At 66.4% G+C, this 13,592-nt stretch carries 14 protein-coding genes; 9 read left to right on the top strand and 5 right to left on the bottom strand.

Translation table 11 applies throughout. The features are described 5' to 3' along the window. Window position 1: 1 nt before the first annotated feature. A complete protein-coding gene (locus ACGFJ2_RS39740) occupies window positions 2–1,153 on the top strand; it encodes an FAD-dependent oxidoreductase (RefSeq protein WP_393477387.1) in 1,152 nt (383 codons plus the stop codon). A 14-nt stretch (window positions 1,154–1,167) separates the two neighbouring features. On the opposite strand, the gene ACGFJ2_RS39745 is transcribed toward ACGFJ2_RS39740, so the two are convergent. After that, on the bottom strand, window positions 1,168–1,680 hold the full coding sequence (locus ACGFJ2_RS39745; protein ID WP_393477390.1) for a GNAT family N-acetyltransferase: 513 nt from the start codon (window positions 1,678–1,680) through the stop codon (window positions 1,168–1,170). A 190-nt stretch (window positions 1,681–1,870) separates the two neighbouring features. On the opposite strand from ACGFJ2_RS39745, the gene ACGFJ2_RS39750 reads away from it, so the two are divergent. Then, window positions 1,871–2,062 carry a hypothetical protein gene (locus ACGFJ2_RS39750; RefSeq protein ID WP_393477392.1) on the top strand — a complete coding sequence of 64 codons (192 nt, stop codon included), beginning with the start codon at window positions 1,871–1,873 and terminating at the stop codon, window positions 2,060–2,062. Between the two features lie 362 nt (window positions 2,063–2,424). Here ACGFJ2_RS39750 and ACGFJ2_RS39755 read toward each other — a convergent pair whose 3' ends face one another. Beyond that, window positions 2,425–2,835 carry a spore-associated protein gene (locus ACGFJ2_RS39755; RefSeq protein ID WP_393477395.1) on the bottom strand — a complete coding sequence of 137 codons (411 nt, stop codon included), beginning with the start codon at window positions 2,833–2,835 and terminating at the stop codon, window positions 2,425–2,427. Window positions 2,836–3,205: 370 nt separating this feature from the next. Here ACGFJ2_RS39755 and ACGFJ2_RS39760 point away from each other — a divergent pair, with 370 nt between their 5' ends. From ACGFJ2_RS39760 to ACGFJ2_RS39775, 4 genes are all read left to right on the top strand, one after another. Continuing rightward, complete coding sequence (locus tag ACGFJ2_RS39760; protein ID WP_393477397.1) at window positions 3,206–3,661, top strand: hypothetical protein; 456 nt, start codon at window positions 3,206–3,208, stop codon at window positions 3,659–3,661. A 70-nt stretch (window positions 3,662–3,731) separates the two neighbouring features. Then, entirely contained in the window at window positions 3,732–4,937 is a 1,206-nt protein-coding gene (locus ACGFJ2_RS39765) for a serpin family protein (protein ID WP_393477400.1), read from the top strand. An 84-nt stretch (window positions 4,938–5,021) separates the two neighbouring features. Then, entirely contained in the window at window positions 5,022–5,363 is a 342-nt protein-coding gene (locus ACGFJ2_RS39770; protein ID WP_357948904.1) for a metalloregulator ArsR/SmtB family transcription factor, read from the top strand. Between the two features lie 122 nt (window positions 5,364–5,485). Continuing rightward, window positions 5,486–6,376 carry a TIGR03620 family F420-dependent LLM class oxidoreductase gene (locus ACGFJ2_RS39775; RefSeq protein ID WP_358179771.1) on the top strand — a complete coding sequence of 297 codons (891 nt, stop codon included), beginning with the start codon at window positions 5,486–5,488 and terminating at the stop codon, window positions 6,374–6,376. On the opposite strand, the gene ACGFJ2_RS39780 is transcribed toward ACGFJ2_RS39775, so the two are convergent. Continuing rightward, window positions 6,373–7,266, bottom strand: a complete 894-nt coding sequence (locus ACGFJ2_RS39780) for an MBL fold metallo-hydrolase (protein ID WP_358179767.1) — start codon at window positions 7,264–7,266, stop codon at window positions 6,373–6,375. The two genes, ACGFJ2_RS39775 and ACGFJ2_RS39780, sit on opposite strands and share 4 nt — an antisense overlap. Window positions 7,267–7,378: 112 nt before the next feature. Here ACGFJ2_RS39780 and ACGFJ2_RS39785 point away from each other — a divergent pair, with 112 nt between their 5' ends. Then, on the top strand, window positions 7,379–8,242 hold the full coding sequence (locus tag ACGFJ2_RS39785; RefSeq protein ID WP_393477403.1) for a LysR family transcriptional regulator: 864 nt from the start codon (window positions 7,379–7,381) through the stop codon (window positions 8,240–8,242). Between the two features lie 139 nt (window positions 8,243–8,381). On the opposite strand, the gene ACGFJ2_RS39790 is transcribed toward ACGFJ2_RS39785, so the two are convergent. Next, window positions 8,382–9,260 carry a permease-like cell division protein FtsX gene (locus ACGFJ2_RS39790; protein ID WP_393477406.1) on the bottom strand — a complete coding sequence of 293 codons (879 nt, stop codon included), beginning with the start codon at window positions 9,258–9,260 and terminating at the stop codon, window positions 8,382–8,384. Between the two features lie 251 nt (window positions 9,261–9,511). Between ACGFJ2_RS39790 and ACGFJ2_RS39795 the strand changes: the two genes are divergently transcribed. Both ACGFJ2_RS39795 and ACGFJ2_RS39800 read left to right on the top strand, forming a co-directional pair. Further along, on the top strand, window positions 9,512–10,009 hold the full coding sequence (locus tag ACGFJ2_RS39795; RefSeq protein ID WP_358179758.1) for a hypothetical protein: 498 nt from the start codon (window positions 9,512–9,514) through the stop codon (window positions 10,007–10,009). A 329-nt stretch (window positions 10,010–10,338) separates the two neighbouring features. Further along, window positions 10,339–11,193, top strand: a complete 855-nt coding sequence (locus tag ACGFJ2_RS39800) for a methionyl-tRNA formyltransferase (RefSeq protein WP_393477409.1) — start codon at window positions 10,339–10,341, stop codon at window positions 11,191–11,193. On the opposite strand, the gene ACGFJ2_RS39805 is transcribed toward ACGFJ2_RS39800, so the two are convergent. Further along, entirely contained in the window at window positions 11,186–13,573 is a 2,388-nt protein-coding gene (locus ACGFJ2_RS39805) for an ATP-binding protein (protein WP_393477411.1), read from the bottom strand. The two genes, ACGFJ2_RS39800 and ACGFJ2_RS39805, sit on opposite strands and share 8 nt — an antisense overlap. Between the last annotated feature and the right edge of the window lie 19 nt (window positions 13,574–13,592).

Raw genomic sequence — 13,592 nt, forward strand, 5'->3', positions numbered from 1 at the left:
CATGTCCGCACGTTCCATCGCGATCGTCGGCGCCGGCCTCAGTGGCCTGGTCCTGGCACGCGTCCTGCAGATGCACGGCATCGAGTCCACCGTGTACGAGGGCGAGTCCGCCGCCGATGCCCGCAGCCAGGGCGGCTTCCTCGACATGCACGAGGAGTCCGGCCAGTACGCGCTGCGCGAAGCCGGCCTCTACGAGCAGTTCCGCCGGCTCACCCAACCACAGGGCGAGACCCTGCGCGTCCTCGACAAAGCGGGCACGGTCTTCATCCACCACGAGCCCGAGGGCGGCTATGGCGGGCGCCCCGAAATCGACCGGGCCGCACTGCGCAACCTGCTCATCGAGTCCCTCGACCCCGGCCGTATCGCCTGGGACCACAGGGTCACCACGGCCCGCCGGCTCGCCGACGGCCGGCACGAGCTGACCTTCGCCAACGGCAGGAGCACCACCGTCGACCTGCTGATCGGCGCGGACGGCACCTGGTCCAAGGTACGCCCCTTGGTCTCGCCGGCCACCCCGCGATACTGCGGAATCTCCTACCTGGAGCTGCGACTCACCGATGTCGCGACACGCCACCCTGAATCGGCCACCGTCGTCGGTCCCGGCAGCATGTTCGCCCTGTCCGACGGCAAGGCCCTGATGGGCCACGGCGGCACCGACATCCACCTTGGCGCCTCACTACGGGTGCCGCAGGACTGGACGACCACCTCCGGCGTCGACTGGTCCGACGCGTCCGCGGCCCGCGAAGCCCTGCTCAAGGAGTTCGCCGGCTGGAGCACCGAACTGACCGACCTCATCCGCAACTGTGACGACACGATCGTCCCTCGACTGATCTACGCCCTGCCGACCGGCCACTCCTGGCCCCGGACCCCCGGCGTGACGCTGGTGGGCGACGCCGCGCATGTGATGTCGCCGTACGCCGGCGAGGGCGCCAACCTCGCCCTGCTCGACGGCGCCGAACTGGCGCTGGCCATCGTCGCCCATGGGGACGACGTGGAGGCCGCGCTGACCCAGTACGAGACGGCCATGTTCCCCCGCGCGACCGCCTCGGCCGAAGGGTCCGCCCAAGGTCTGGACATGTGCTTCGCCCCGGACTCGCCGCGCGCCATGGTCGACTTCTTCGGCAGCGCCGGCGTACCCGTGGAGGAGCACTGAGCCGACGGCGGCAGCTACGCTCGCGCGGCGGCGCGCTGGCCGTAGACGTGGACCGTCTGCCCACGGTAGCCGGTGTCGCGCAGGTGACAGTGACCGATGCGTTCGGCCACCGAAAGGGAGCGCACGTTGCCGGGCAGGATGAGGGAGATCACCTCATCGGCGCCCAGCGCGCCGAAACAGTAACCGAGGGATGCACGAGCCGCCTCGGTGGCGTAGCCCTTGCCCCAGTGCTCGCGAGCCAGGCACCACCCGACGCCCAGCCCGGGGAAGCCGTGCGGTCGCCACGGCCCGGCACGACCGACGAACCGGCCCGTGGCCTTCTCGACGAGCGCCCAGTGCGAGTAGCCGCGGATCTCCCGATGTCCGATGAACGTGGCCAGACTCCGCCAGGCATCAGCCGGCGAGGTCCCCACAGTCTCCGCCAGCCCGCCGGTCACCTCGGGGTCGGCGAGCATCCTGGCGTAGTCGTCGAAGTCGTCGCCGGTCAGCGGCCGCATCACCAGCCGCTCGGTTTCGATCACGGTCATGACGAGGAGTATGTGCCACGCGCCCCCGGCGCCTCAACCGGCCACCGCCCCTGCCCTGACGGGTCTCACAGGTTCCTCGCGATGGTGACCTGGGGTCGCTGATCGTAGAAATCGCCCCACGTGCGCATGTCCGGATCTGTGGGATAGCGGTCATTGTGGACCTCTCACCGGGGCCGCCAGGCTTGACGCCGTGAAAGATCTGGTGGTCGCCCTGCTCTCAGGGCCGATCGGCACGCTGCTGGTGCCGGGATACGCGCCGCCGGACAGCTACCGCCCCGGCGTGGCGTACCTGAACCTGCTGCAGGACATCGGCACTCGCGCTCGCCGGGCGGCGTCGGTGTGCGGCGGACCCGGCGTGTACGCAGAGATCAAGCGAATGTGATCCCGGCCGCGTTACGGGAGGCCCCGCCGACCGGGGCTGACCATGGCGTCGGTGTGTACCGGCGCGCTGCTGCTGGGCGCGGCGGGCCTGGTCCGGGACCGGCCGTGCACCACGCACCACCGCAGCAAGGACAAGCTGGCCGAGCAAGCGGCCAGGTCATCAGCGGACCGGGCGATGGCGTTCACGACGGAGAGCCGCGAGGAGGAGCGGGTGCTGGAGGCGGCAATGGCTCAGGGTGCCGCGGACCCCGTGGCGGGGTGGCGGCACGGCCGGGATCGCGCAGCATGGGGGTGTCGGTCGGCCCGAGGCGGACATGCGGGCGAGACCGCTTGCGATCGTCAGCGGTCCCGCCCAGAGCATCATCAGCCGCAGTGCACACCAGACAAGAGGCGGGATTCATCCTTGACGCCCGCCTCAACATCGAGGCATTTGCCGGGAGCTGAGACGTACACCGGCCCTGCGTACTGCGCATAATTCCCCGCGTCGACGTCGGCCCACCACCCACCACCAGCAACCATGATCTTCACCGACTTCCAGGTGGTGGTTCCCGCCGTGGAGCCGTAGCCGTAAGTGAGGGCGCAGTTCTTGTTCGAGCTGGAGTTGTAGTGGACCTCCAGAGTGCCCACCCTCGTACCGGTCTTCGGGATGGCGTAGACGCCGACCCTGGTGTACCCGCTGCCGCAGGGACCGGCCGCACCGGCCGGCGTGGCTCCCACCATCAGCGAGGAAGCGACTGTGGCCGCGCTTACCAGGGCAGCAAGTTTCGTGCGCATCAGCATCCTTGTCCTTCCGGGCCTGTCACTGTCTCTCGCAAGCCCCATGGGTTTAGCCGGCGACCGTACTACATTCAACGTAGTATGGTCAATGCGGTGTGTCGCCACACCCAGTCCGGAGCCGACATCGCCCCAGCCGTCTCAAGAACGGCCCTCAACAGAGGCAAGAGGAGTCAGCCGCTGGTTGGACATGTCCAGAACGCGGACCCGCTGGTCACACCGTCTGTCCGCATTCAAGATCGACATAAGCGTGAATGAGCGGCGGTTATGCTTCCCGACGTCTCGCATCACTTCTCGTACGCTCGCATCAAGCCGATTCCGGCACTTCCACGGAACGGCGACGGACCAGGAACGGAGCTTGGAGGCCGCTGTGGCGATGCCCAAGAAGGGATCACGGCTCATCACCGTCGGCGACACCGCCTTCCGCTGGCGAGTCCGACACAAGCCCACCCAACGCCAGGGCGACAACTGGTCTCCACTCACCTTCACCGTTGAGCGAGCCGAGGAGCCGGGGAACGTTCTTGTGGTGTCTCTCCCCTGCGCCCGGCCGGACAACTGGCAAGGAGAGCGAACAATCGCCATCCGCCCGGTCCTCGTCGCCGGATGCGTCCAGAGAGCCCTCGAACAGGGCTGGAACTCCGGCCAACGGGGCACGCCGTTCACCCTCACCGTTACCGAGGACGAACTACCCGGTCTCCTGAGCGAGCCGCCGCAATACCTGATCCCCTTCCTCTGGGGCATGATCCCGGAAGGTGGCGGCATCGAAGACCTTCCCCGATGCACTCAGATCTGGAGCCGAACCGACCAGCTGCCTTCTGATCAGTAGCGGCAGTGCTCCGGTGCCGGCGTTGTATTGGCGTTGCCTCGTCGTCGCGCTGGTGGGACGATCACAGGCCATGTCGCTCAACGGTAGATCGCAAAAGGATCTGGCGGCCGCGGTGAACGCGCTGACCGCCCGCTGGGCAACGACCTGCTCCGGCGAGTCGGCCGTCATGTCCGGAGTGGGCGCCTGGCCGCTGCTGGCATATCTCGCGACAGCGGCCGATGGCCCAGGACGGGCCGAACTGCAAGACGCCATCGGAATGGACGCCACCGCAGCCGCCCCAGCAGCGCGGGCCGTCCTGGCGGCTCTGAACGCCTCGCCAGCGATCAAGGCGGCATTGGGATTGTGGACCAGGCACGACCTGCCGCTACGGCCGACCTGGGCCGCGGCGCTGCCCGCGGGCATGCGCGGCGAGCTGACAGGAGACACGTCCGCAGATCAGCTCCAGCTCGACGCGTGGGCGGCTCGCCAGACCGATGGAGCAATCCCCACCATGCCCGTCTCCGTGACCGAGGAGACGCTACTCGTCCTGGCCAGCGCGCTCACCGTCCGTACCACCTGGCTCCGCCCATTCACCGAAGGTGCCACTCTCGTCGAGGCGGGCCCATGGGTCGATCGGGAGATCGTCGTGTTGCGGCGCAGCACGCGAGTCCTCAACCGTGTCCAGGTGGCCGATACACCGGCCGGTCCGCTGACCATGTTCCGCGTCATGGGCACAGGCGGGATCGACGTACACCTGCTGCTCGGCCACGATTTCCGGAAGGCCGCCGACGTGCTCACCGCGGGCATCGACGCGCTGGCCAAGCGCTATCCCAGCGTAGATGCCGATGTCCTTCCTGCGCGGAGCCCCGGTCCTGGGATCAACATCAGCGCTGTCCCCGCCTACGAGCCTGACGACCTCCTGACGGTCACCGTGCCCCGGTTCACCGTAACCGCCTCGCTGGACCTGCTCGCCCTGCCGGACGTGTTCGGCCTGGCCACAGTGACCAACCCCGCCCGGGGGCACTTCCCCGGGATCAGTACTGAACCACTTGCCATCGCCCAAGCCCGCCAGAACGCCACCGCCACGTTCCAAGCGCACGGCTTCGAAGCCGCCGCAGTGACTGCAATGGGTGCCATCGCAGCTGGCATAGCACCACGGCCTCCTTACCGAGCCAGAAGAGTCGATGTCGACTTCACGCGTCCCTTTGGTTTTCTCGCCGTCGACCGTCGAAGCCGGCTCATCCTGACCGCCGGCTGGGTCGCAGAACCCGAAACCGAGCACCCAGAAGAGCTCTAAGAACGCTGTGGCCGAGCGAGATCTGAGGGAGGACCGCGCCCGGCACTTCCTCATGATTTGACCCTATAATCGGCTCGACGACCTATGACGACACACGCCGAACCCTCACAAGACGCCTCCGCGCAGCTGGTTGACGTGTTCAAGGCGCTCGCCAACCCCGTACGGCTCCAGGTGCTCCAGTGGTTGCGCGATCCCGAGCACCATTTCCCGATGGAGCAGGCGATCGCCGACCCGTACGAGGTCGGTGTGTGCGTGAGCCACATCCAGGCCAAGACCGGGCTCGCGCAGTCGACCGTCTCCGCCTACATGGCGTCGTTGCAGCGTGCCGGGCTGGTCCGCGCCACTCGTGTCGGGAAGTGGACGCACTACCGGCGTGACGAGGAGCGCATCGCCCGGCTCGTCGACGTGCTCGGACGCTCGCTCTAACAACCTCACCCAACGCTCCCTGCGCTGCGACGTTTTGCCTCATATCGACAATATGCGATACTTCGCTGCGTTCCTGGTCATGGTTGAGGCGGTTCCGTACCGTCGGATAGGCAGGAGAAGACATGGGCGCGATCAATGGGATGGATCTGGGGCGCTTCGGGGTCTGGACGTTCGACTTCGAAGACCAGCCCGCGAGCATGATGCGAGAGTCCATCCAGGAGCTCGAAGAGCTCGGCTGGCCGGCGTTCTGGATCCCGGAGCGGGACGGACGTGAGGCGATGACGCACGCCGGATTCCTGCTGTCGTGCACCGAACGCATCAGCGTCATCAACGGCATCGCGCGGATCTGGTCCCGCGAGCCGCGGTGGACCCAAGGGGCGGCATTGCTCCTGGCCGACGCCTACCCGGATCGCCACCTGCTCGGCCTCGGTTTCGGAGGCGAGCGGCCCGGGACCAAGCCCTTGCAGGCGATGAGCGAGTACCTGGACGAAATGGACGCCACAACGAGCGCCAATCCCGCGCCTCGGGCGCCGATGCGACGCCTGCTGGCGGCGTACGGACCAAAGATGCTGGAAATGGCCCGTGATCGGTCCGAAGGCGCTCATACCTACCACGTGACGGTGCGGCACACGGCACAGGCGCGGGAGGTGCTGGGCGGCAGCCCGTTCCTCGGCGTCGAGCAGGCGGTGCTCCTGGAGAGCGACCCGGACAAGGCGCGGGCGATCGCGCGCGAGCATCTGCACGTGTACTTCACGACGAAGTACAACATCGCCAAGTTCCTCCGCCTGGGCTACACCGAAGCCGACATCGACGGCGGCCGTGGCAGCGACCGGCTCGTCGACGACCTCGTGTACTGGGGCGACCTCGACACGGTCGTCGGCAAGCTGCACCACCACCTGGACGCCGGCGCCGATCACATCGGCATCCAGGTCCTCGGCATCGAACCCGGCCAATCGGCCATGCCGCAGTGGCGCCGGCTAGCCGAGGCGCTGCTGCCCAAGCGCGCCGCCTAGGCGGTGTGCTCCGAACACAGGCAGCCGACCCCCTTCTCGATCCACTCCTGGCCGTCCCACTCAGGATGCCGCGCGATCATCAGGGCCGCCACCTCTGCGGCGATCGTCTCCTCGCTCATGGCGGAGTCGCGGCGTACCCAGGTCTCGTCACGCAGCAACTGAAGATAGTCCCGTACGTCGGCCAGGAGCTGAGGACCGCCCACATCGCCATGGCCGGGCACCACCACCCGCGGGCTTTCGGCGGCCAGCCGATCCATCACCGCCAGCCAGCGGGTGCCCGACACATCGGTGTCATGCGGCGGGAACCAGGGGAAAATGGCGAACTGCCCGGCCTCCACCAGATCGCCGGTGAACATCACCCCCGCGTCCGGGACCGTGATCACCTGATCGCCCTTGCTGTGGGCCCGGCCGGTGGCCCGCAACTCGACCACCCGACCGCCGAGGTCCAGATCATGCTCATGGTCGTAGACGACATCGGGAGTCGCCAATCGGACCCCCTCAAGCCGACGCGCGACCGACTCCCCAAGCCCCTTGAACATCTCGATATAGCCAGGCCCCTTCACCTTCAGGTCCTCGGCCTGCGCCCGGTTGATCAGGAACGTCGCCTCCCCCGCGAACACCTGAGCGCCGAACGCGTGCTCGGGATGAAAATGCGTCGTGGTCAGGTACAGCTTGCGCCCGTTGGCGAAGTCGGCCGCGAACTTCAACACGGTTTCGGCGTTCGCCGTACCCATACCGGTATCTACGACAAGGACCGAATGCGTACCGCCGATGAGACCGATGTTCGGCACCAGCGGCACCCGCCGGTTCGGAATCACCACCAGATCGCGGGCGAGCTCCTGGACGTCAGTGACCTGAACAACGGGGTCGGCCACCACAAACTCGGCCATACGGACTCCTCAGAAGTGGCAGATTTCGGTCTAACCACTCCATCGCGAGACGCTCGGAGGCGTCCAACACCGATTCCGCACGCCCGATGCCGTACGGGTATCGTCGCCGCTGATGGACCTACGCACGCTGCGCTACTTCGTGGCCGTCGCCGAAGAGCTCCACTTCGGCCGCGCCGCCGTACGCCTGCACATGACACAGCCGCCACTGAGCAGGGCCATCAAGCAACTGGAGACCGACCTCGGCGCCGTCCTGCTGCACCGATCACCCACCGGAGTCTCGCTCACGCCGGCCGGAGCAGCACTCTACGACGAGGCGCGCACCCTGCTGGAGCAGGCAGATCAAGCCCGCACCAGGGTCGCGGCCGCGGCGGGCACCGCCACCATGACGATCGGCACCCTCGCCGACAGTGCCGAACAGGCCGGCACCCAACTCGCCGCCGCCTTTCGGCAGCGCCATCCAGGCTTGAACGTCCGCATTCGCGAAGCCGACTTCACCGATCCGACCACCGGACTGCGCTCCGGCCTCGTCGATGTGGCCCTCACCCGGGCACCGTTCGACGAAACCGGCATCACCACCCATGTCCTGCGCTCCGACCCCGTCGGAGTGGTCCTGCGCGCCGACGACCCACTGGCCGGCCGTGACCGCCTGCGCCTGGACGACCTCGCCGACCGCCGCTGGTTCCAGCTACCTGAAGGTATCGACCCCGTCTGGCGGGCGTTCTGGAGCCACCCCATGGGCCTGGGCCAGGACGGTCCGGTGGTACGAACCGTCCACGAGTGTCTTCAGGCGGTCCTGTGGAACGGCACAGTCGGGCTGACCACGCTCGCCCACGCCCTTCCGGAGGGTCTCGTCGCGGTTCCGCTGCTCGACATGCCGCCCAGCCGTCTGGTGGTCGCTTGGAACAGCACCGACACCAGCCCGCTCATCCGCTCATTCCGGCAAATCGCCGCCGCTGTCTATCGCCGTGCCAGCTAGTTAGCGACAGTGGCTGTGGTGCTTGACGGGAGCAGCCACCGAGCCGCAGGTAGCGGCGGGCACCCCGTTGGGGGTGTATTGCGCCCGCGACGGGCGGCAGGCCACCGTGGACACCGCCCGGGGACTTGTGCCATTGCTCTTACCCGCAGCCCTGGGATCCGCGTTTCTGGAGCCCATATTCCGACCACAGTCGCGCCTTCCGGGACAGGCACCCCAAGTCGTACGCCTGGGCCACCCCCGGCATCCGCGCCAGCCGACGGCTCGGCGAGTCCAAGTCGGCCTTGGGCCGCATCGACAGCCGGTACGACTCGGGCATGTCCGACACCCTGGTGGCCGCGACGAGCGCCTTGTTGTCCGCGTACGTCTTGACGAAGTTCCGGTAGGCCGCCCTCTGGTCTTCGTACACGTACGATTCGAGCCCGGGGACCCGCTCGATGACGGCGACGATCGCCTTCCTCTCTTTGACCGTGACCGCCGACTTGTTCGCCTTGCCCCGTCCATGCGCGCAGGCAGGCCAATCCGAGCCCTTCATACATAGAAATACGGATATTTCCGGCACCAACGGAGCATCGACGTGATTCTTTGCCTGGTCGACGGCGAGCCCCACCCCTGGCCGTCGGTTCGCCAAGAGCACGATCCGGGTTCGGTCGGCCGCTCCCCTGACCCGCACGCGGAACGACTCCGGCATGTCTTTGGCACGCACACTCGCCAGCACCTTCTTCTGCCCGGCGAACTCCTGGCGAAAGCTCGCGTACGCCGTGGCCCGGCTCACGAAGCGCACCTCGGTCACCTCAGGCCTGCCATTCAGGAACGTCTCGACGTCCCGCCTCTGCTTCGCCGTGGCGTACCGCTTGTGGCATCCGTCCGCAGACGGCGTACACAGGAAGACCGCGATCTCCCAGTCGTCGCTGACGTTGATCTCCGGGGCCGGGACCGCCTCGGCGGCCACGACCGGCCCGGTCATTCCTGAGAGCGCCACGACGGCCGAGACCGTCAGGCGCCATAACCAGCGCTTCACCGCACTCCTCGCTTGACGATCAGGGGTTCAGATACGCAGCCCAGCATCATCGCCTCGACCACGATCCGCGGATGGAGGGCTGTGATCATGTTAGCGACGTCGTCGTATCCCGCTGCTGTATATAGCTCCGCGGTCAGCCCCAACACCCTCTATCCAGTGACTGCACCAGTCAGTAGGCAGAATCCGCACAAATCACGTTCCCCCAAGACATCTGCTCGCCTGCCCGAGCTGCCGCCGCCAAGCTCGTTGTGGTGGAGGTGATCCCGGCCGCGCTGCTTATCGCCGCTGCAGTCTGGGCGTCGGGTTTCAAGCAGGAGCATGATCGATGTCAGGATGAGGACAGTAGCGATCACGAGCTCATCGGAGGGCGACGATTGACACCGCACAGCGCTCCCAACGACCAACTGCCGATCTCGTCGCAGCAGCGCCTTGTGCTGATCATCGTGGCCAGCGTCGGTGCGATCGTCATGTTGGTGATCGCGTTCCTCGGTCTCGTCGAGATCGCCTGGGCCGGGGTGTGCGGTGGTAACACCTGTGCCAAGGGGTGGCACGTCAACCTCCTGGAGGCGGCACTCGTCCTGCCTCCCATCGCCGCCCTGCTCTTCGCTTATTACTGCTCGTTCTCCAGAGCGGGGATCGTCGGCAGGCTGCTCATGGCCCAAGCTCTGGCCTTCTCGGCGGCTGTGACCGTGTGGTTCGTCGCGGAGCGGATCCTCATACATGTCGAGGACCTCGCCCGCTTCGGATGAATTTCCGACCGCCCACCCCTGGAGATCTTTTCGGCGTGGCCCAAGCACGCCGCTAGCCCCATCGACATGAGCGACGCCGAGCGGGAAACCATCGAACCGGTCATGCCCTGGCCGATAAGTGAATATCCGGAAGAGAAGTTTCGCCTGAGCCCATAACGCCTATGTGCATTGCGGTCGACAATCACAGCGGGACCGGGATGCCCAGCATGCGAACGCGCCTGACAGTTGTGCTCAATGACCGCCGGATCAATACGCGGTGATCGTGGAACGGCCTTCGGGTCGTCGATGCCGCGGGGGAGCAGACGACGCCGTCCGGTACCATCGCGAACGTGCCGAACCCAATGCGCGTTGCGCTTGCAACGTTTGGTGTTGAAGAGTTCGCTGTCCTGCACGCGGCATGCGTCGACGCTGGCCACATTCCCGCTGCGTATGTCTACTGCCGTTCCATGAAGCCCAACAGCAGCACGGATGCCCATGCCGCTGCGGCGATCGGTCAGATCGTTACTGCGTTGCCGCCTGGGATGGATTTCCTGCTACCAGGTAATCCGGAGGGACTGGCGTACGAACTGGCCGGATACAACCTGGACCTGCTGGTGGTCTATGGCTTCAACTGGAAGCTTCCCGCTGCCGTTCTTAAAACGCCTCGGCTGGGCGTGATCAATATTCACACCTCGCTGTTGCCCAAGTACCGGGGTCCGGCGCCGGTGCTGTGGGCCATCCGCAATGGCGATTCCGAGATCGGGCTAACGATCCATCGAATGGACGAGCGATTCGACAGTGGTCCGATCCTGGCTCAGCGCGGCGGTATCCCGCTCGATGAGGATGTCACGCCCCAGTCGCTGTGGCCGCGGATCCATCCTGTGCTCGCCAACCTGCTCGCCAGCGCCATGGATCAGGTGGTACGGCGTGTTCCCGGGGTGCCGCAGAATGAGGCCGGCAAATCCACCGCCGGATTCATCGAGCCGGAGTTCTCTGTAGTGGACTGGTCTCGGTCAGCGCGAGAAGTGCACAACCAGGTGCGGATGTACGCGTTCATAGGTCGTGATCATGCACCGGTGGCCCGAGTGGGCGGCCGAGATTTGCGGGTATTCCGCACATGCTTGGAACCAGCGGAGGGTTTGCGGGTCGAATGCGCAGACGCCCCGATCTGGATTGTGGACTCGACTCCCGCAATGCCTAGCTAAGGCGCTGACGCAGCGCGGCCGCTCGGGGATCGGTGAAACTAGCGAGCAGGTCGAGAGCCCGTCCCCGGAGCGTCTGTGCCTCCTCCGCGGAACCAATATGGTCCAACGCATCTGCAAGGCGGTGCAGCGTCTGGGCCAGGTTCCACCGGTCGTCCAGGTGCTGGTGGGTGCTGGCGGCCGTGCGATAGAAGTCGGCGGCCTCTTCAAAACGACCCATTTGCTGATAGGCCTGCCCAGCACCATCGAGCGCGAAGGCTTCCCGGCTGCGGTCGCCGAGTCGCCGCTGGATTGAGGCGGCCTGCTGATAGGCCACCAGCGCCGCCTCGGGCTGTCCGGCGGCGCGCTGCACATTCCCCAACTCGACCAACCAGTGAGCCCGCCACACCTGGTTGTCTTCATCTTCCGCGATGCGGAGCGCCTGATCGATGGAATCGCGGGCGTTTGCGATGTCGCCGAGTTCTCGCTGCGCCCAGCTCAGGTGGTACAGCGCATTGCCCTCGCTGGCTCGGTCCGCGAGGTCACGGAACACGGAAAGCACCTCGACCAGGATGTCGATCGCTGCCTGTGGTTGTTGTATCTCGCAAAGAGCCTCGGCGAGGTTGCTCCGCATCAGCGCTTCCCAGCGGCGTTCGCCGAGGCTGGAGAAGATCTCACCAGCCTGCTCAAAGAACGATCGGGCATCGTCCAGTTGCCGACGGCGCAGCCCGAGCAAGCCAAGCGTGTTGAGAGACACCGCTTCACCGAACCGGTCGCCTATGCTTCGGCGGATGGCCAGCGCCGCCAAATGGTTGGTCTCCGCTTCCTCGAGCCGACGAGATTGGAAGTACGCCCTACCAAGGCTTTCCAGGGCATTGGCCTGGCCACTGCGATCGCCGTCTCGCTCAGCGGAATCGACTCCGATGCTGCTGGTGGTGAGCCAGTCGTCGAAGGCGTTCTGGTGCATGAAGATGGCGCCGAGGACGGCAGCAAGCTGCCACGCGCTCTTGTGCAAGTTCGCCTCGGCGGCGGCCTGGGTCGCCGCGACGAGGTTCGCCCTTTCAATCTGATACCACCGCATTGCGGTGTCGTAGCTGTCGAAAGCGAGCGGTGCCACGTCGGTCGGGACCGGCTCTCTCAGCTTGTACCGGTCGAATGGAGCGATGCGCGTCTGCGCGGCGTCGGCGGTGTGCAGGTACCAGCCGAGAACACGTTGCGATGACTCGGCCCGAGTCTCAGGCGATTCGAGATGGCGGACCTGGTCGACAGCATAGGCGCGCAGCAAATCGTGGAACTCGTACCGCCCCGGCGCCGGCTGTTCCAACAGGTGCGCACCGACTAGAACATCGAGTTGCTGACGGGCTTGCAGGGCGCTGATTCCGGCAATTGCTGCGGCTGCTGGTAGCCCGAACTCGCTTCCTGGATGCAGGCCGAGGAGACGGAACAGCCGAGCCGCCGGTTCCGGCAGCGCCCGGTAGGACCAGGCGAACACGGTTCGGACCGCGTCGGCATCGTCGTCGCCCTCGGCGGTGAGAGCGTCCCACAGGGCTGACTCGTCTCGCAGATCGGCGATCAGCTCGACGAGCCGCATCATCGGCCGGCTCGCCGCACGTTCGGCGGCGATACGTAGCGCGAGCGGGAGTCGGGCGCAAAGCCTGGCCAACTCGACCAACTCGTGGCGTTGGTCGAGCTTTCGGTATCGAGCGATCAGGGTCGACAGTAAAGCGACGGCGTCCTCTTCCGGCAGAATGTCCAGGCTGAGGCGGAAGGCACCATCGCGGGCGACCAGGCCAGACAGCCGGCTCCGGCTGGTCACCACGACCAAGCACGTGGCCGCGCCCGGCAGCAACGGCCGAACCTGACTGGCGGTCGCCGCGTTGTCCAGGATCACCAGCATCCTGCGGGTGGCCAGCAGCGACCGGTACAGCGAAGCTCGGTCCTCCAGATGAACCGGTATCGATGTCGCGGGAACGCCCAGGTCACGGAGGAATCGGTCGAGGACCTGTTCCGGTATTGCGGGCTGACCAGGGTCGTAGCCGCGCAGGTTCACGTACAACTGGCCATCGGGAAAGTGGGCGCGGACGCTGTGCGCCCAATGCAGCGCCAAGGATGTCTTGCCCACTCCGGCGGTGCCGGTAATGACAGTGACGGCTGGAGCGAGCGGGTCCTCGTGGTTTTCGGCTATCACCCTGCCGAGCGTTTCCAGATCGGCATGTCGATTGACGAACCCTCGCACATCACCGGGAAGCTGCGAGGGCGTCACCGCGAAGGAAGGCGCGGTCTGGTGGAAGTGTACCCCGCCATGTACGTCCCGGGCCTGGACAATATCGCCCGAGCCGGACGCCTCCAGCCGGTTGACATGGCGTGCCACATCATCCTGGCTGTCGAACTCCTTACCTGGCATCACGGTATCCCTGGTCAGA

The sequence above is a fragment of the Nonomuraea sp. NPDC049028 genome (genome assembly GCF_043197735.1).
In the GTDB taxonomy this organism is placed as follows: Bacteria; Actinomycetota; Actinomycetes; order Streptosporangiales; family Streptosporangiaceae; genus Nonomuraea.